Below are 17,653 nucleotides of genomic sequence, written 5' to 3'. Positions count from 1 at the left end.
TCCTAGAAGATATCTTCGTCATTGTAAAAATTAAAAACAACCCCGATATACAAAGAGACTGTCTGCAAAACAAATTGTCTTGTACCAGTCTCTTGAGTTTTTTAATTAATCCGATTTGCCATCATTGTCATCATCTTTTGTAGGTGTGATTGGCTTGTGTTTAGTGACTTCAAACCAATTGATAAATGAGTTTTCCAAATCAACAATCTTGAAATCAAAATTTTCAAATGAAATCTCATCGCCGACTTTAACATCGGGATAGTTATCCTGAAAATATCCGGCCAGTGTCACAGCATCTGAACTCGTGAATTCAGGGAAGTCTGCATCAAAGTAACGTTCAAAGTCATGTGTTGTCAATTTTCCGCTAACTTGATAAGTGCCATTAGGCTGTTTAAACACATATTCGGTAAAGGAAGGATCAATTTCATCACGAACGGTCCCGAACAATTCCTCGTAAATATCCTTGTCGGTAATAATACCAGATGTACCGCCATACTCATCAACAACAACAACGATTGGTGTTCTTTTTTCAATCATTTGGTGTAGAACATCCGTAATGGGCGTCATTTCGGGAGTTGTCGAGATGTCTCTTAGTAAGCGATCAATTCTAATGCTTGAATCGACTTGAGATTGTCGAATTAAATCATAGTTGTAAACATATCCGAGAATTTTATCTTTATCGTTATTGGCGACAACCGGAATTCGACTGAATTTCTTTTGCAAATAAACTTGGATAGCTTGTTTGACATTGGTTGTAATATCAATCACAACCAATTGTGTTCGATCAATCATAATATCTTTTGCGACTTTATCATTTAGTTGGAAGGCCCGTCTCATATAAAGATAATCATTTTGTTCAAGCGCACCGCTTTTAACGGCATTTTTTGATAAGCTTAAAATTTCTGCTTGAGAAAATGATTCGGCATTTTCATTGGCAAACGGTAATCCCAGCATCTTAACGATACCGTTTGCGGAAACATTTAATAACCAGACAAACGGATAAAAAATGATGTGAAAATAATGAAGTGGTGTTGAGACAAAGTTCAATACTCTCATTGGCATATCAATACTGATATTCTTTGGAACAATTTCGGTTAGGACAACTTCCAAGTATGTCAGAATAATAATTCCTAAAACTGCACCGATTGCATGGGCCGTTGCAGGGTTGATTGGCGAATTATGAATTTCCATGACGTCAACCAAAATTGTTACAACAAAAGATTCACCGATATAGCCAAGAATGATACCTGCCAAACTAACACCAACTTGAGTTGTTGATAGGTATTCATTCAAATTGGTTACCATATGAATTTCCCGATTAAGCTTGGTTATCTTTTTACCCTTGGTAATTTTTTGATCTTTTAGATTCTTTTTTCTTTCTTCCAGTGCACTCACTCTTGATTGAACAAGAGCAAATTCACTTGCAACGAAGAAAGCTGCAAAGAAGAACGTCACTATAATAATCAATAAATTGGTCATTAACTGGCTATCGCCCAAAATTCTATTCCTCATTTCAAAATATATTTAATATAATCCTATTGATTGGTACTGAAAAGACTACCTCTAATTATACGCTTATACAAGTCTTTTTTTAAGAGGATTTCCTATTTGAATCCATTATGACAGATTCCCGATCTATTATAAAAAAATTGGTGCTTTTTCTTAATTTTGGCTGCTAACAGTGCTACGCTTAAAGTAGACAGAAATAAGGGGATGTATCTTATGGCTCAGAAAGCTAAGGAAAGTGCAAAGGAAAAAAAGGCGGACGAGGAAGAGAAACCCGAAAAAGATTTTAACTATCCGGATAATGAAATTAAAAAGGCTGTCGATTTGATTAAACAAAAAGGCTATGTCACCAAGCTCGATTTTAAAGAAATGGATGATGATGATTGGGCAAAGGGATTTTCAAAAGAGGTCGATAAAGTCTTTCAAAAAAGTGATGAAGATCCATACATCTACTACGAAAAATTTGATTTCGTAGGTGGAGATATTGACTCCATTATTTGGAATATGGATGTTATTAAGACACGTGATGCTGCACTACAAAAGTTGGCAGATTTATTGAAAGAAAGAATTGAATAAAGCTACCAGGTGAGTGTGCAGTTAATAAGACATTAAATAATTTCATCAAAACGATCCAACAATGATGTTCAGTATCATTGTTGGATCGTTTTGATGTTGATCGGATGAATAGTTGGATGACAACAATAATCTATCAGATGCCCCGATCAAAATTAAACCAACACTAAAGATCGTTCCAACTAAAAGAATCAGGTTTAGTCGGAACGATCTTTATTCTATCCGATACAGTTTTATTTTTTAAACTGTTTATATTGTTTTCCCAATTCATAAACCAATTCGGGTTCGTTACCCGTTCGCTGATTTCGGTTCATTACATCCAGCATGGACATTTCATCGTCACTTAATTCAAAATTTAAATCCGCATTTTGAGCAATTCGTTCGGGATTTTGCGATTTTGGAATGACTGAAATGCCTCGTTGGATATCCCAGCGTAAAATAATTTGAGCAGGCGTTTTTCCATGGTGAACCGCCATTTTACCGATCATTGGATTATCCAGGACGGCACCTCTTCCCAGAGGGCTCCAAGCTTGAGTGACAATAGATTGTTTCTTGTCAAACTTAATGAGTGGTGCCTGATTAAGGTAAGGATGGGTTTCAATTTGGTTAACTACCGGCATTTCATCGGCCTGCGTTTTGAGCAGCTCCAACTGTGAACGAGTAAAGTTGCTGACGCCGATTGATCTGGCCTTCCCCTGCTTCTTTAATTCCTCAAAGGCTTCCCATGTTTCAAAGAACTTGTCGGCGATTGGCCAATGAACAAGTAATAGGTCTACATAATCCGTTCCTAATTGCTGTAGGGAAAAGTCGGTACTATTAATAGTCAAATCATGGCCTTGATTCATTTCGGTCACTTTATCAATAATAAAGACATCTTGTCTGGGGACACTCAAGTTGCGGATCGCATCGCCCAGCATTTTTTCGTTTCGATAATATTGGGCAGTGTCAAACATACGGTAGCCGTTTTCATATGCAGATTGGATTGTTTGATTCATTAAATCCGGCTTTGCGATTTTATAAGTTCCAAAGCCTAAAACCGGCATTTGATTGCCGTCATTTAATTGATAAGTCGACTTATCGGGTTCAAACATAAAATTCCTCCTTGTAATAATCGTTATGGCTTAATTTTAGCATATTTCCTACCTATAATAATGTAAGCGCTTGATAAAATGATAAAATAAAGATGATCGGGGTGATTTTCCTAAATCCCTACGGCAATTTAAAATTTTTTAAACTTCTTTTGAATCCATACAAATAAATGTGCTTTTCGGATATTATTTTGTACAATTAACGTAGAGTGAGGTGTTTAACTTGGCAGATGTTAAAATTTCAGAAGTAACCCCTGAGCAGGGCCTCTCTTCTGCTCAGGTTGAGCACCAAGTCAAGAGTGGGTACAAAAATTTGGGAGAGCAATCTCTTACCCGAAGCGTTAAGGAAATCCTTAGGGACAACACATTTACGCTATTTAATCTGATTAACGTTGTTCTTGGTGCGCTGGTTTTTTATACGGGAAGTTACAAGAACCTGCTATTTTTGGGGATTGCTTTCTTTAATACTATTATTGGAATAATTCAGGAAATTCGCTCAAAACGGCAAGTTGATAAGATGGTGTTATTGGCAGAAGGCAAGTCAACTGTTATTAGAAATGGAGAGCCGGTCGACATTTATCCGGAAGACATTGTTCTTGGCGATGTCTTGGCTTTGAACCGGGGTGACCAAATTCCTGTTGATGGTGTTGTGATGCAGTCACGTGGGATGGAAGTTGATGAATCACCAATTACAGGTGAATCACAGACTATATCGAAAGCGGTTAACGGCAAATTAACTTCCGGTACTTATCTGGTGGGTGGTTCCGGGAAGATGTTGGTGACAAAGGTTGGTGCGCAGACCTTTGTTAATCACATGTCCAACGAAGCCAAAGAAGGAAAAGATACCTCCAGTATTTTACTGAATACAATTAATCGTATTATTAAGGTTTTAACTTACGTCATTATTCCGCTGGGTTTAATTTTGTTCATCGCAAAATTATTTGGCGGAAACGATATTAACCGAGCAATTCTTGGAACGGTTGCGGCAATGATTGGGATGATTCCAGAAGGACTCGTTCTTTTAACCTCAATGACGTTAGCGGTGTCTGCCATGCATTTGGCCAGGAAAAAGACACTGGTTCGGGATCTTCCTGCGATTGAAACATTGGCGAGAGTCGACGTGATTTGTTTGGATAAAACCGGAACGATTACCAGTGGTGATTTAAAATTTGAAAAAGCCATTCCGTTGATGACCGGTATAGAAACGGCGGAGTTGGAAAAGATTGTCGCCGGCATTACTTATGGTACCGGTGATACCAACGAAACAGCAAATGCCATTAAAAATGCCATTGAGGATCCGAATATGGCCGCTTCGACGATTGTACCGTTTTCATCGCAGCGTAAATGGAGCGGTGTCGAATTTACAAATGGCCGTGAATACGTCTTCGGCGCACCACAATTTATTTTTCATCAGTTGGATGCTGACACTAAAAATCAAATTCAAGAATATGCCAAAAAAGGATTTCGAGTTTTGGCTGTTGCCAAGGTTGATTTGCTTGATGCCGAAAAGCCTTTGGGGAATCCCCGGATGATTGGCCTGATTTTGATTTCAGATGTGATCAGGCCGAATGCGGTTAATACGTTCCAATATTTTAGAAATCAGGATGTTACGATTAAGGTGATTTCCGGAGATGATCCAACAACGGTTTCGACGATTGCTAAGAACGCGGGTATTCAAAATGCAGGCCACAGCATTGATATGTCAACTGTTAGTGATAACGATGATTTTGGACAACTTGTGACTGAAAATACTGTTTTTGGACGGGTTACACCGGATCAAAAGAAGCGGTTGATTAGTGCCCTTCAAGAAAAAAAGCATACTGTTGCAATGACCGGAGATGGGGTTAATGATTTGCTGGCATTACGACAGGCTGATTGTGGTATTGCAATGGCTTCGGGAAGTGAGAGTACCAAAAGTATCGCTGATTTCGTGCTGATTAATTCTAATTTCGACGCGATGATTGATGTGTTGAATGAAGGTCGCCGAGTGATTAACAATATTGAGCGGGTTGCTTCCATGTACCTGATTAAAACCATGTATTCCGTTGCGTTGTCGTTAATCTTTGTTTTCTTGGCAATGCAGTATCCGTTTGAGCCTATTCAATTAACGCCAATTACGTCTTTAATGGTAGGTATCCCATCATTCTTTCTAGCGTTGGAACCCAACTTCAGTCGGATTACCAACCAATTTATGCGTCAGGTTCTAATCGTGTCGGCTCCGGCTGCGGTGTGTGTGGTTGGTTATATTATGGTGATTGAAATCGTGGGCCGATTCTTTGGACTGCATTATGAATTCACATCAACCTTATGTGTCCTTCTGACCGGAGCAATTTGCTGGTTGGCACTGGTTCTGGTCTCACGGCCTTGGAATCGATTGAAATTTGGGATGGATATTCTTGTGTTGGCGGCATTTCTGGCAATCATCGTTTTCTTTAATGACGTCTTTTCGCTTGTATCATTCTTTAATAAAGATATATGGTTGTATGCTGTGCCGCTAATTGCGACGGCATACCCACTTTATATCTTTATGCAGGGTGTGATTGCCAAAGTATTGGATCGCAGGGAAGTTCGAAAAAGAGAACGGGCGGCCAATAAACAAAATTATAAATAGGGCTGAATACATTAAAAAAGTAGAATTGGATTGGCGATTTGTCAATCCTTTTTTATTAACCTATTTCATCTAGTTTTAATGACTAGATAATGTGGTATAATTGTTTATAGGGAGTGATGACAATGCCATCCATTAACGAAGAGTACGACTTATATGAAAAATGGGAAGATAAATTAAAGACAGTTGAACTACCGCTTTGGGCAGAATTACCTAAATTTGAACTATATATGGATCAAGTGACCGCTTTGGTAAATGAAACGTTGGGGCCAATTGGCGTAGACAGCGTCACGCCGGCAATGATTAATAACTATGTTAAGCATAAAGCTATTATGGCACCGGTTAAAAAGAAGTATCAAACCATGCAGATTGCAGATGTCATCTTAATTAGCTTACTAAAGCCGGCATTTTCATTGGAAACGATTCGCCATGGAATCGATCAGGTAACGGCTAATATTTATCCGCAACAAGCTTATGATAACTTTATTAAGCGACTCATGTTCTCGTTTAAAAATATGTCTAATCGAAATGGGCAGGCGTTAGAGGAAAAAAATTTAAATGACAAATTAATGCAGGTAGCAGTTAATGTCATAATTGATCGGTTACAGTCTGAAACATTATTAAAGATCATTGAAAAGCCATTGACGAAAATCAGCAAGTAGTGAAAACATTCACATATAAATAATGGAACCGTTTTCATGAAAGAAGCATCCATCCAGTGGGTGCTTTTTTTCGTCCTTAGCTGCTGTTAAAGGGATGTAACTGGATGAAAGAACTTTTGTGATTTAGTAAACAAAAGTATTTACTTTTAAAAAAATCGTGGTATAGTTATTTTTGTGAAATAGATAACAAAGAATTTTTCGGAAAGAATTTTCACGGAGGCTAACTAATGATTGAGAATAAAGTAAAAGAACTCAAGACGACAAAACCAGAAAAAACCAATGTTGACGATATGATTAACAAGTTAGTTTCAAAAGCCCAAAAAGCTCTCGAAATCATGGATTCATTTGATCAAGAAAAAGTAGACCACATTACCCATGAAATGGTAATGGCCGGTCAAGATAAACATATGGATTTGGCACTCATGGCCGCTGAAGAAACCGGTCGGGGAGTCGCTGAAGATAAAGCCATAAAAAATATGTATGCAACCGAAGAAATCTGGCATAGCATTCGCGACCATAAGACGGTCGGTGTTATCAAAGACGATAGGGAACGCCAGCTGATCACAGTTGCCGAACCTCTTGGGGTTCTTGCCGGAATTACACCGGTTACCAACCCAACTTCAACAACTTTGTTCAAATCGATTATTGCAATGAAAACCCGAAACCCGATTATCTTTAGCTTCCATCCACAAGCAATGAAGTCATCCGTTGCAGCTGCAAAAACTGTTCGTGATGCTGCAATTGCGGCCGGTGCCCCAGAAGGTGCCATTCAGTGGATCGAGGAACCAAGTATCGAAGCAACCAACAAATTAATCAATAACCCTGGTGTAGCAAGCACACTTGCTACCGGTGGTCCGGGAATGGTTAAGGCTGCTTATTCAACCGGCAAACCTGCTTTAGGTGTTGGTCCCGGTAATGGTCCTGTTTATATTGAAAGAACGGCTAATATTCTTCGAGCCGTTAACGATATTGTTCTTTCAAAGACATTTGATAATGGTATGATTTGTGCAACTGAGAACAGCGCCATTATTGATAACGAAATTTATGATGATGTGAAAGAAAACTTCATTAAAAACGGTGTCTTCTTCGTTACCAAAAAAGACCAGCCAAAATTGGCTGAAGCAATGTTTGACCCTAAGCGTGGGGGTGTTCGTGGCCCAATCGCCGGTAAATCCGCAAAAGGAATTGCCAAATTGGCAGGGATTAAAGTCCCGGATAACACCAAGGTTTTAGCAGCTGAAATGACCGGTATCGGACCAAAGTACCCGTTATCCGGCGAAAAGCTGAGCCCGGTAATCAGTGTTTATAAGGCCAAAAGCCATGAAGATGCCTTTTCAATTGCTGAACAACTCTTAAACTATGGTGGTTTGGGGCATACAGCTGCTATTCAGACAACTGATGACGATATTGCGCTTAAATTCGGCATTAAGATGAAGGCTGCCCGAGTCCTTGTTAACACACCGGGAGGCTTTGGCGGTATTGGAAACCTCTATAATGAAATGACACCATCTCTAACGTTGGGAACCGGTTCATGGGGTGCAAATTCAATTTCTCATAACGTTACCGATTACGACTTATTAAACATTAAAACGATCGCAAAGAGACGAAATAATATGCAATGGGTTAAATTACCACGGGTATACTTTGAAAAGACATCAATTCGATATCTCGATGATATGCCAGGCATCAATAAAGTGTTTATTGTGACAACGCCTGGAATGGTAGAACATGGATATGTAGATACAGTTTTGGATGAATTAAAGCGTCGTCCAAATGAAATTGAATACTCACTTTTCTCAGATGTTGAGCCTGATCCAACAACTGATACAGTTGAAAAAGGTGTTGCTCAGATGCGTTCATTTAAACCTGATACCATCATTGCCTTAGGTGGTGGTTCGCCGCTTGATGCCGCTAAGAACATGTGGTTATTCTATGAAGATCCGACAACCAGTTTCTTTGGTGCAAAACAGAAATTTATTGATATCAGAAAGCGGGCTTACCGCTTCAATAAACCACGTAAGGCCCAAATGATTGCTATTCCAACAACTTCAGGGACAGGATCAGAAGTAACGCCATTCGCTGTTATCACTGATTCCAAGACTCACGTTAAGTATCCATTGGCTGATTATGCGTTGACACCTGATGTTGCAATTGTCGATCCTCAGTTTGTTCAAACCGTTCCAAAGGGGACTGTTGCTGCATCTGGGCTTGATACACTCTGCCATGGTATTGAATCATTTGTTTCAGTAATGGCATCGGATTATACACGACCATTGTCATTGCAAGCAATCAAGTTAGTTTTTGAAAATCTGACTAACTCCTATAATGGTGATGAGCATGCGCGTGAAGAAATGCACAATGCTGCAACACTAGCAGGGATGGCCTTTGGTAATGCCTTCTTGGGAATTACCCACTCTGTTGCCCACAAGCTTGGTGGAGAATTCGGCTTAACTCACGGAATTGCGATTGCAATCACATTGCCACACGTTATCCGTTTCAATGCCAAGTTACCGGAAAAAATTGCCGTATGGCCTAAGTATGAATATTTCCGTGCTAACAAGGATTACGCTGAAATTGCCCGTTATGTTGGTATTCAAGGAAAGACTGACGAGGACTTGGTAGAAGGCCTTGTTCAAAAGATTATCGACTTGGCTCATTCGGTTGGCGTTACCCTTAGCTTAAAAGCATGGGGTGTTGACAAAGATAAGTTTGATGCTGCCGTTGATCGTCTGTCAGTACTTGCATATGAGGATCAATGTACAACTGCCAACCCTAAGGAACCATTAATTGCTGATTTGAAACAGATCATGATGGATGATTACGATGGAAAAGGTGTTGAGAAGTAAAGCACATCTAGAACGGTTAACTCATGAAAGTTAATTTTTAAGAACTATTAAATAACCGCTGATCACTTTTTAAATGATCGGTGGTTATTTTTTTGAAAAATATGACTATAATGTAAAAGTATAGAAATAAGTGATACAAGTGTGCGGAACAAAGCGGTTAGCACCCAGAGTATAAGGCGTCGGTTTGGGAAATCCGGGAGTTGGATTTTTCAAATTGATCCCTTATATGGCGTGGTGCTGCTTTGAGAAGCGATCCTAGTATAGACTAAATAATGAGGGAAATAATCATGATACGAGAATTGCGCAGAATTCAAGAATTTGTGAGAGAAGAATTAGGGTATGAAACATCCGGCCATGATTATACGCATATTACGCGGGTAGTCAGTTTAGCCAGGACTATCCTAAAGGGTGAGCAGGCAGATGAACAATTGGTGTTGGTAGCCGCTTACCTGCATGACGTGAGTGATGATAAGGTGACTACCAACCCTAAGGCTAAACGGGAAGCAATGATCAATAAATTAAGAGAAATTGGCTATGATCAGATTTTTATCGACAAAGTTTTTGACATTATTGACAACATGTCCTTTAGCGCAAATCTGAAAACCAAGCATAAATTGTCAATTGAAGGCCAAATCGTTCAAGATGCGGATCGCTTGGATGCTATTGGCGCAATCGGCATTGCCAGGACCTTTTATTTCGGCGGCCACTTTGGTGAAGTGATGTATAATCCCCATATAATGCCACGAACCGGTATGGATAAGTCTGAATATCGCAAACGAAGCACAGTGATTAATCACTTCTATGAGAAGCTGTTAAATCTTAAAGATCAAATGAATACGCCAACTGCTAAGAAACTTGCCGAGCATCGGCAACAGGTGATGCTTGATTTTCTTCATGAGTTTATGGATGAGTGGAACGGGCAGGCTTAAATCAATTTGAAAACTAAATTTAAGACAGCTGAAATTAATAAATTAAAAGTTGAAATCACAGTGATTACTTTTATAGCCTGATACAGAGCGGCAAAGACAGTTGTTCCGATTGGTATAAGCGATAGGACAATGGTTAAACTTATCAGCAACAAAATGGTCGTGGCTAATCCTTGAATCGAGTTGCGATAATCGGATGAACTTAGATCAAACCCACCGATACAGATATTGGCTGTCAATAAAATAAATAGTAGCATTGGTCCCCACTGAAAGGCTGGAACAGCCGTTATCGAAAGCGGTTGGTACGTTAAAGTGACGAGCCGATTATAAATATTGGGTAACAACCACCTTGCTAAAAATAAAATAGTTGTGCAGCAGCCAAAAATCGGTGCAACGCCAATAAAGAGATTGCCAATGGTTTGATAAAGATTTCTGGGTTGCCATGTATGGTTGACATAACCAAGCGACGGGTTGTCTATCGTTGGTCGTCTGATTAAACGAACGGTTTTTATTTTATGACCAAATACCAAAGCGACAATTAAGTGGCTTGCTTCGTGAATGATGACACCCAAAAAGCCGAAAATCAGTTGACCGTTAATACCAAATCTTTTGGCAATAACGGCTTTGGTGTTCCGGTTAATCATTGCAAGCAGGAAAATAAAAAGAAACGGTACTCCGATTAGGAATCCGAGTACCGTGGCGATGTTAATCATGATTGTTTTTAGCATGGTGTTATTTTTCCTTCAAATCGGCAAAGCTTCCGTGAACCAATTGACGCATTTGTTCCGCATCAACTTTGACAGAACGACCGATTTGGCCGGAAGAGACAATGATTTCTCCCATTTTCTGGGCCTCTTGGTCAATATAAATGGGATATTTGAATTTTTCCCAAATACCAATAGGAGTGTTGGCACCGTGTTGGTACCCCGTTGTTTTCAATAACTCTTTTAAAGGGACCATCGTGACCTTTTTGTTGCCGGATGCTTTTGCTAATTTCTTTTCGTCAAGATGTTCATCAACCGGTACAACGCCGACGACGGGACCGGTAGTTTTTCCGGTCAGAACCAATGTTTTAAATATTTGGTGTTCATCTTGATCTAAATGGTCGACACTGATTTGTTCAACATCGCCTTCTTGATGGGTTGGAAAGGTCATTTGTTCAAACGGAATTTTGTTTTTATCTAGAATCTGTTCAACGAGTGTTTTATGAACTTTGTTGCGTTTCTTTTTTGACATTTACGACACCTCACGAACATTTTATCACATCATATCCGGTAATTCCGTCTGAATTTGTAATAAATATCTGGTATACTTTATAAATAATGTTAACGAACGATTTGATGAATTAAGGAGACGGCATGGCTGATTTAGTGTATCAAAACATCATGAAAGATTTAAAGAATCGAATCAAAAAGAATGAGTTCGATTCCAAGCGCTTACCAGATGAACGCAGTTTAAGCGAATCTTATGGTGTTAGCCGCAGCTCAGTTAAGCGGGCTTTAAACGTTCTGGCAAATCAGGGCATCATTTTTAAAAAACGCGGTTCGGGAACCTTTATTAATCCACTGTACCAAAAGAACCGATCAATTTTTCAATATGAAGGGTCTAATCTAGGGGTAACCGACAGTTTTAAAAGTGATGGTAAGATTCCTAAGATTAAACTGTTGGATTTTAACGTTATCCCGGCTGATAAGGAATTACAAACAGAATTATTCTTGGATCCAGGCGATTTTGTTTATGAAATTAAGCGTTTGCGAACTTTTGAAGACAAACCCTTTATGATTGAACTGGGGTACATTCCAATTAAAGTGGTGCCGGATTTAAACCAAGAGCGTGTCGAAGGATCAATCTTTAATTATTTTGAAGATACAACCGGTAAATCGGTTACTAAATCATTTATGACAATAACAACCGAGCCTTCAAACAAAGGTGACCAAAAGCTGCTTAACTTGAAGCCGGTTGAACCCGTTGGTGTGATGGAAGGTATCTTCTTTTTAGATGACGGCACACCGTTTGAGGTTTCAAATATGAGGCTGCATTATAAATATTTAAATTATAATACGTTTGTTGATTTGAACGAAAATCGATAAAACAAACAATGAGACTGAGACAAAGTAATTTTGTCCAGTCTCTTTTGATTTTATCACGATTATTACCGAGCAAAAATGTGCAAAAAAGTCAACTTCCTGCTGTGTGATAGGGTTGCCTTTATTAAGCGGATGAGCCGGTTATATTTTTGTAAAAAATTTGTTACAAATCCGACATTTTAGTGGACTATTGTTTTTATATCACTCATAATGGCAAATAAGTATAGGATTTTAAACGATTTAAATTGGACCGTATCAATTTACAAAAAGGTTGACTATCATAAAAAATAGTGTAGTATTAATGGTGTAAATTGATCAGGCTAATTGATGAATTTTACGAACATTCTATACAGTAGCTTTGTTGTTAAATCTTAGAAGGAGTGTTAATTAATGACAGTAGATTACGATTCCAAAGAATATTTGGATCTTCTAGACAAGTACTGGCGTGCCGCAAATTACCTTTCAGTAGGTCAGTTATACTTGCGTGACAATCCATTGCTCAAGCGTCCTTTGAAGTCAGATGATGTAAAGATCAAGCCAATTGGTCACTGGGGTACTATCGTTTCCCAAAACTTCATCTACGCTCAATTGAACCGTGCCATCAACAAATATGATTTGAACATGTTCTATATTGAAGGTTCAGGTCACGGTGGACAAGTTATGGTTTCCAACTCATACCTTGACGGTAGTTATTCAGATATTTATCCAAATATCTCACAAGACGAAAATGGTATGAAGAAATTGTTCAAGCAATTCTCATTTCCAGGTGGAGTTGCTTCACATGCCGCACCAGAGACTCCAGGTTCAATCCATGAAGGTGGAGAACTTGGATACTCACTTTCACATGGTACCGGTGCTATCTTGGATAACCCAGATGTAATCGCTGCTGTTGAAATTGGTGATGGTGAATCAGAAACCGGTCCTTTGGCCGCATCATGGTTCTCAGACAAGTTTATCAACCCAATTACTGATGGTGCTGTATTGCCTATCATTAACATGAACGGTTTCAAGATTTCCAACCCTACTATCCTTTCACGGATGAGTGATGCAGACTTAACTGATTACTTCAAAGGTATGGGCTGGGAAGCACACTTTGTTGAAGCTACTGCTGATACTGATCATGCAAAAGTTGAAGTAGAATTTGCTAAGACATTGGATACTGTTATTGAAAAGATCAAGTCCATTCAAAAGAATGCTCGTGAAAACGAAACACCTGACAATGTTAAATTGCCAGTATGGCCAATGATCATCTTCCGTTCACCTAAAGGCTGGACTGGTCCTAAGAAGGATCTCGATGGTAACCCTATCGAAGGTTCATTCCGTGCTCACCAAGTTCCAATTCCTGTTGATGCAAATGACATGGAACATGCCGATGAACTTGTTGACTGGTTGAAGTCATATAAGCCTGAAGAGTTATTTGATGAAAACGGTACTTTGAAGCCTGAACTTCGTGCACTTGCACCTAAGGGCGAACAACGCATGTCAGTTAACCCAATCACAAACGGTGGTATCAAGCCAGAACCATTGAAGCTTCCTAACGTTCGTGACTTTGAAGTTAAGTTTGACAAGCGTGGTACTGAACAAAAGCAAGATATGATCGAATGGTCCAAGTGGTTGGATGCAGTTGCTAAGTTGAACCCAACAACTTTCCGTGGCTTCGGTCCTGATGAAACCAAGTCAAACCGTCTTTACAGTTTGCTTGATGATGGTAAGCGTCAATGGATGGAAGATATTCATGAACCTTATGATGAAGATCTTGCAAACCATGGTCGTGTTATTGACTCACAACTTTCAGAACACCAAGCAGAAGGTTGGCTTGAAGGTTATGTCTTAACTGGTCGTCATGGATTCTTTGCTACTTACGAATCATTTGGACGTGTTGTGGATTCAATGTTAACTCAACACTTCAAGTGGTTACGTAAAGCTTCAGAACAATACTGGAGAAAGCAATACCCATCATTGAACTTTGTTGATACTTCAACAGTATTCCAGCAAGATCATAATGGTTATACCCACCAAGATCCAGGTCTGTTAACTCATTTAGCTGAGAAGAAGCCTGAATTCATCCGTGAGTATTTGCCAGCCGATGCTAACGAATTGTTAGCCGTTGGTGATTCAGCATTCAGAACTTACGAAAAGATTAACTTGATTGTGACATCCAAGCACCCACGTCGTCAGTGGTACTCAATGGATGAAGCACAAGACTTGGTTAAGAACGGTCTTGGTTACATTGACTGGGCTTCAACTGATCAAGGTCAAGAACCTGATGTTGTCTTTGCTGCTGCAGGTAGCGAACCTAACTTGGAAGCCTTGGCTGCTATCTCAATCTTGAACAAGGAATTCCCAGAGTTGAAGATTCGCTTTATCAACGTTGTTGATATTTTGAAGCTTAACTCACCTAAGAAGGACCCTCGTGGCTTAAGCGACGAAGACTTCGATAACTTGTTCACTACTGACAAGCCTGTCATCTTTGCATGGCATGGTTTCGAAGATATGATCAAGGATATCTTCTTCGATCGTCATAACCACAACCTGTACGTTCATGGTTACCGTGAAAACGGTGATATCACTACACCATTTGATATGCGTGTATTGAACGAATTGGATCGTTTCCACTTAGCTGCTGATGCTATTCGTCATATTCCAGCATACGCCGTTAAGGGTGGTTACTTCATCCAACGTATGAACAACATCGTTGACAAGCATAACCGTTACATCCGTGAGGTTGGTACTGACCTTCCAGAAGTAACATCATGGAACTGGGAACCACTTAACAAGTAATCTAGTTAAATAGTAATTACTAAAATCCCAAAAGAGGACGGAAAACTTTAAGTTTTCCGTCCTCTTTGCTATACATAGTTATCAACAAACACTAATGCTTTAGTTTAAATGTACCGGCTTTTTCAAAAAGTCGTCCAATTTGAAGCAGTAAATCTTCGCGTCCCTTTTTTGCCATAAATTGGATTCCGAGTGGAAGCCCGTTATTGCCAACGTATGTCGGTAAACTAATTGCGGGCTGACCACTGATATTTGCTAATTGAGTAAAAGGTGAAATGGTTAGTGCCGGTAGCCACTGATCCCAGATGATTTGTAAGCGTTCATTAGGTTCAAATTCCCTTATGTTTATCAGCTTTTCCATATTTTGATCAGAAACAAGCTGTTGGTCAACTTGGGGTGCTTGAAAAGCCGTCGTTGGCGTTAAATAAAGGTCATATTGATCACTAAAAGTATCCATTGTGGCTGCAACCTGATCCCAAAACGCCAGTGCCTGACTGTAGGCGACAGCTGAGACTGATTCCCCGGCTACATTTAATGCCCATGTAAGTGGCTCAACATTATCATGAATAGTTTGGCTGTCGAGATCCATATTTGCGAACATCGTGGCCGTTTCACCGGCATTCATCGTGTAGTAAGTTTGCATTAATTGAATGCCATCAATTGGCGCGTCAGCTTCAATAATGTCGTAACCGGCTTTTTCTAAGAAATCAACGGCATTACTAACGGCTCTTTTTGCTTCGTTAGAAATGGGAGTGTTGACCGGAGATTTAGTTGAAAAGGCAATTTTAAGATTTTTAGGGAGCTCATTTAATGTGCTTTCAAAATCATGTTCCGGCAAGGGGACCTGAAAGGGTGCAGACATTTGGACAACCGATAAGGCATCCAATAATTTGGCTGTATCTTGAATATCTTTAGTGATTGCAAAATTAATTGATGCACCTTGCCATCCCCGCCACTCGTCGGGACCAGTAGGAACACGACCGCGAGTGGGCTTTAATCCGATTGTGCCAGAGAAGGAGGATGGGATTCGAATGGAACCACCCCCGTCGTTCCCAGCTGCAATAGGGAGCCAGCCATCCCCGACCGCAGCAGCAGAGCCTCCGGAAGAGCCACCGGGCTGATAATCGGTATTCCACGGATTATGGGCATTACCATAGAGCTTGGAGTCGGTAATGTTTTTAAATCCAAATTCCGGTGCATTTGTTTCACCAACCGGAATTAATCCTGCTGACAACAATCCCTTTACGAAATTATTAGTTTCGGGGGCAATGTAATCTCGTAATAATTGAGAGCTTCCTGAATCAATTTCGCCTTTAAAGGATTGACCGAGCCCCTTTAAAAGAATTGGGATACCGGCAAAGGGCTGCCCGTCATCTTTAAAATGAGTGACCATTTGTCGGGCGCGCTCGGGCCACAGGTGCGTAACAGCGTTTAGCCGCGGATTTTGTTCTTCAATTGTGTCTAATAATTGCTGGAGCAGGTCTGCTCGGGAAATTTGATGATTATGAATCAAATTTGTCAACTGGGTAGCAGAGTTGGTTGCTAGTAGATTATTTACCATTGGTGAAACCTCCTTATAAATGACATCCGTATAGATTAAGTATAAGAGACCTTGCTGATAATTGCAGGTAGTATGGACAACTAATCGGCTTGTTCATGTCAAAAGTGACAATTTGAAATCGTCAAAATGTGCCGGTAAAGGGGCGGTGATTTCAATGACCTGTTCACTGAAGGGGAGCGGAATTTTAAGCTTCCATGAATGCAGCAACAAGAATGGGTGCTTATCATCAGGATTGTATAGCGGATCACCAACTAGCGGATGGCCAATTGCGGCTAAATGAACACGGATCTGGTGAGTTCGACCGGTTTCCAGTTGAACTGCCAACAGTGAATAGCCGTCCTCCTTCTGAAGAACAGTATAATGTGTCAGGGATTTTGCAGGATGGCTCCCATCTATCATGCGTTTTCGTTTATCATTAGGATCGAGTCCGATTGGAAAGTCTATGATACCTTGGGAATCAATGTCAGTTCCCACTACCCATGCCAAATAGGTACGTTTAATGTTTTTAGCCGCAATCTTTGCGACTAGAGTTGGTACGACCGCCGGATTTTTAGCAAATAAAATAGCACCACTTGTTTCCTGATCCAAGCGATGAACCATGTAGGGAAGCATCCCCTTTGTCTTAAGATAAGCCGCCAAATGATTAATAGTTGCACCAACTTCGCCGGGTTGATTTGGATGGGTCTTATTGCCCCGGCGCTTATTGATAACGATTAAATTGGCATCTTCATAGAGGATTTTTAACGTGGCTGCTGAATCGGGCAGTACTTGTGGGAAGGGATGCTGAAAATCAGAAGGAATAAAGGTTAACGAAATGTGATCATGAAAATGAACAGGAAAATTAACTGGTAAGTATCGATTGTTGACCAAAATTCGTTCATCAGAACGCAAACTAAAAACCAAGTGTTTCGGCAACAACCAGTAATGATGAAGAAGATAGCGTAACGGTTTGCCATCCATTGTTTGAGGAACAGTCGTCTTAAAAAGCCATTGAGTGTTCATTGAATCAGTCCTTATT

13 protein-coding genes are annotated in these 17,653 nt (G+C 39.9%); 7 read left to right on the top strand and 6 right to left on the bottom strand.

Annotated elements, in window-relative coordinates; all coding sequences use genetic code 11:
* Positions 1–105 precede the first annotated feature (105 nt).
* Positions 106–1,512: a hemolysin family protein gene (locus GQR93_RS13005; RefSeq protein WP_003553154.1), complete on the bottom strand. Its 1,407-nt coding sequence runs from the start codon at positions 1,510–1,512 to the stop codon at positions 106–108.
* A 210-nt stretch (positions 1,513–1,722) separates the two neighbouring features.
* On the opposite strand from GQR93_RS13005, the gene GQR93_RS13000 reads away from it, so the two are divergent.
* On the top strand, positions 1,723–2,082 hold the full coding sequence (locus GQR93_RS13000) for a hypothetical protein (RefSeq protein WP_050757963.1): 360 nt from the start codon (positions 1,723–1,725) through the stop codon (positions 2,080–2,082).
* A 230-nt stretch (positions 2,083–2,312) separates the two neighbouring features.
* Here the strand turns inward: GQR93_RS13000 and GQR93_RS12995 are convergent, their stop codons facing one another.
* Positions 2,313–3,170: an aldo/keto reductase gene (locus tag GQR93_RS12995; protein WP_003553157.1), complete on the bottom strand. Its 858-nt coding sequence runs from the start codon at positions 3,168–3,170 to the stop codon at positions 2,313–2,315.
* Between the two features lie 211 nt (positions 3,171–3,381).
* Between GQR93_RS12995 and GQR93_RS12990 the strand changes: the two genes are divergently transcribed.
* The 4 genes from GQR93_RS12990 to GQR93_RS12975 all read left to right on the top strand — a co-directional run bounded on the left by GQR93_RS12990 (position 3,382) and on the right by GQR93_RS12975 (position 10,212).
* A complete protein-coding gene (locus GQR93_RS12990; protein ID WP_003553159.1) occupies positions 3,382–5,778 on the top strand; it encodes a cation-translocating P-type ATPase in 2,397 nt (798 codons plus the stop codon).
* Positions 5,779–5,900: 122 nt separating this feature from the next.
* Positions 5,901–6,437 (top strand): DUF1836 domain-containing protein, encoded by a 537-nt coding sequence (locus tag GQR93_RS12985; RefSeq protein WP_003553161.1) that lies wholly within the window; start codon positions 5,901–5,903, stop codon positions 6,435–6,437.
* A gap of 227 nt (positions 6,438–6,664) precedes the next feature.
* Positions 6,665–9,283, top strand: a complete 2,619-nt coding sequence (gene adhE, locus GQR93_RS12980) for a bifunctional acetaldehyde-CoA/alcohol dehydrogenase (RefSeq protein ID WP_003553163.1) — start codon at positions 6,665–6,667, stop codon at positions 9,281–9,283.
* A 287-nt stretch (positions 9,284–9,570) separates the two neighbouring features.
* Positions 9,571–10,212 (top strand): HD domain-containing protein, encoded by a 642-nt coding sequence (locus GQR93_RS12975; protein ID WP_375711585.1) that lies wholly within the window; start codon positions 9,571–9,573, stop codon positions 10,210–10,212.
* On the opposite strand, the gene GQR93_RS12970 is transcribed toward GQR93_RS12975, so the two are convergent.
* Both GQR93_RS12970 and ybaK read right to left on the bottom strand, forming a co-directional pair.
* Positions 10,209–10,937, bottom strand: coding sequence for a hypothetical protein (locus GQR93_RS12970; RefSeq protein WP_003553175.1), 729 nt, complete (start codon positions 10,935–10,937; stop codon positions 10,209–10,211). The genes GQR93_RS12975 and GQR93_RS12970 overlap by 4 nt on opposite strands.
* A gap of 4 nt (positions 10,938–10,941) precedes the next feature.
* The gene (ybaK, locus tag GQR93_RS12965; protein WP_003553176.1) at positions 10,942–11,445 is read right to left on the bottom strand and encodes a Cys-tRNA(Pro) deacylase; all 504 of its coding nucleotides are present in this window, start codon (positions 11,443–11,445) and stop codon (positions 10,942–10,944) included.
* Between the two features lie 122 nt (positions 11,446–11,567).
* Between ybaK and GQR93_RS12960 the strand changes: the two genes are divergently transcribed.
* Both GQR93_RS12960 and GQR93_RS12955 read left to right on the top strand, forming a co-directional pair.
* Entirely contained in the window at positions 11,568–12,299 is a 732-nt protein-coding gene (locus GQR93_RS12960) for a GntR family transcriptional regulator (protein WP_003553178.1), read from the top strand.
* 387 nt (positions 12,300–12,686) lie between these two features.
* The gene (locus GQR93_RS12955; RefSeq protein ID WP_003553180.1) at positions 12,687–15,077 is read left to right on the top strand and encodes a phosphoketolase family protein; all 2,391 of its coding nucleotides are present in this window, start codon (positions 12,687–12,689) and stop codon (positions 15,075–15,077) included.
* A gap of 91 nt (positions 15,078–15,168) precedes the next feature.
* On the opposite strand, the gene GQR93_RS12950 is transcribed toward GQR93_RS12955, so the two are convergent.
* Together GQR93_RS12950 and GQR93_RS12945 are read right to left on the bottom strand one after the other, a co-directional pair.
* Positions 15,169–16,635 (bottom strand): amidase, encoded by a 1,467-nt coding sequence (locus GQR93_RS12950; protein WP_159298806.1) that lies wholly within the window; start codon positions 16,633–16,635, stop codon positions 15,169–15,171.
* A 93-nt stretch (positions 16,636–16,728) separates the two neighbouring features.
* On the bottom strand, positions 16,729–17,637 hold the full coding sequence (locus tag GQR93_RS12945) for an RluA family pseudouridine synthase (protein ID WP_003553184.1): 909 nt from the start codon (positions 17,635–17,637) through the stop codon (positions 16,729–16,731).
* Positions 17,638–17,653 lie beyond the last annotated feature (16 nt).

Source organism: Lentilactobacillus hilgardii, from assembly GCF_009832765.1.
GTDB classification, from domain to species: Bacteria; Bacillota; Bacilli; order Lactobacillales; family Lactobacillaceae; genus Lentilactobacillus; species Lentilactobacillus hilgardii.
The sequence above is the reverse complement of the archived record's forward strand: the minus strand, read 5'-3'. Positions and strand labels throughout refer to the sequence as shown.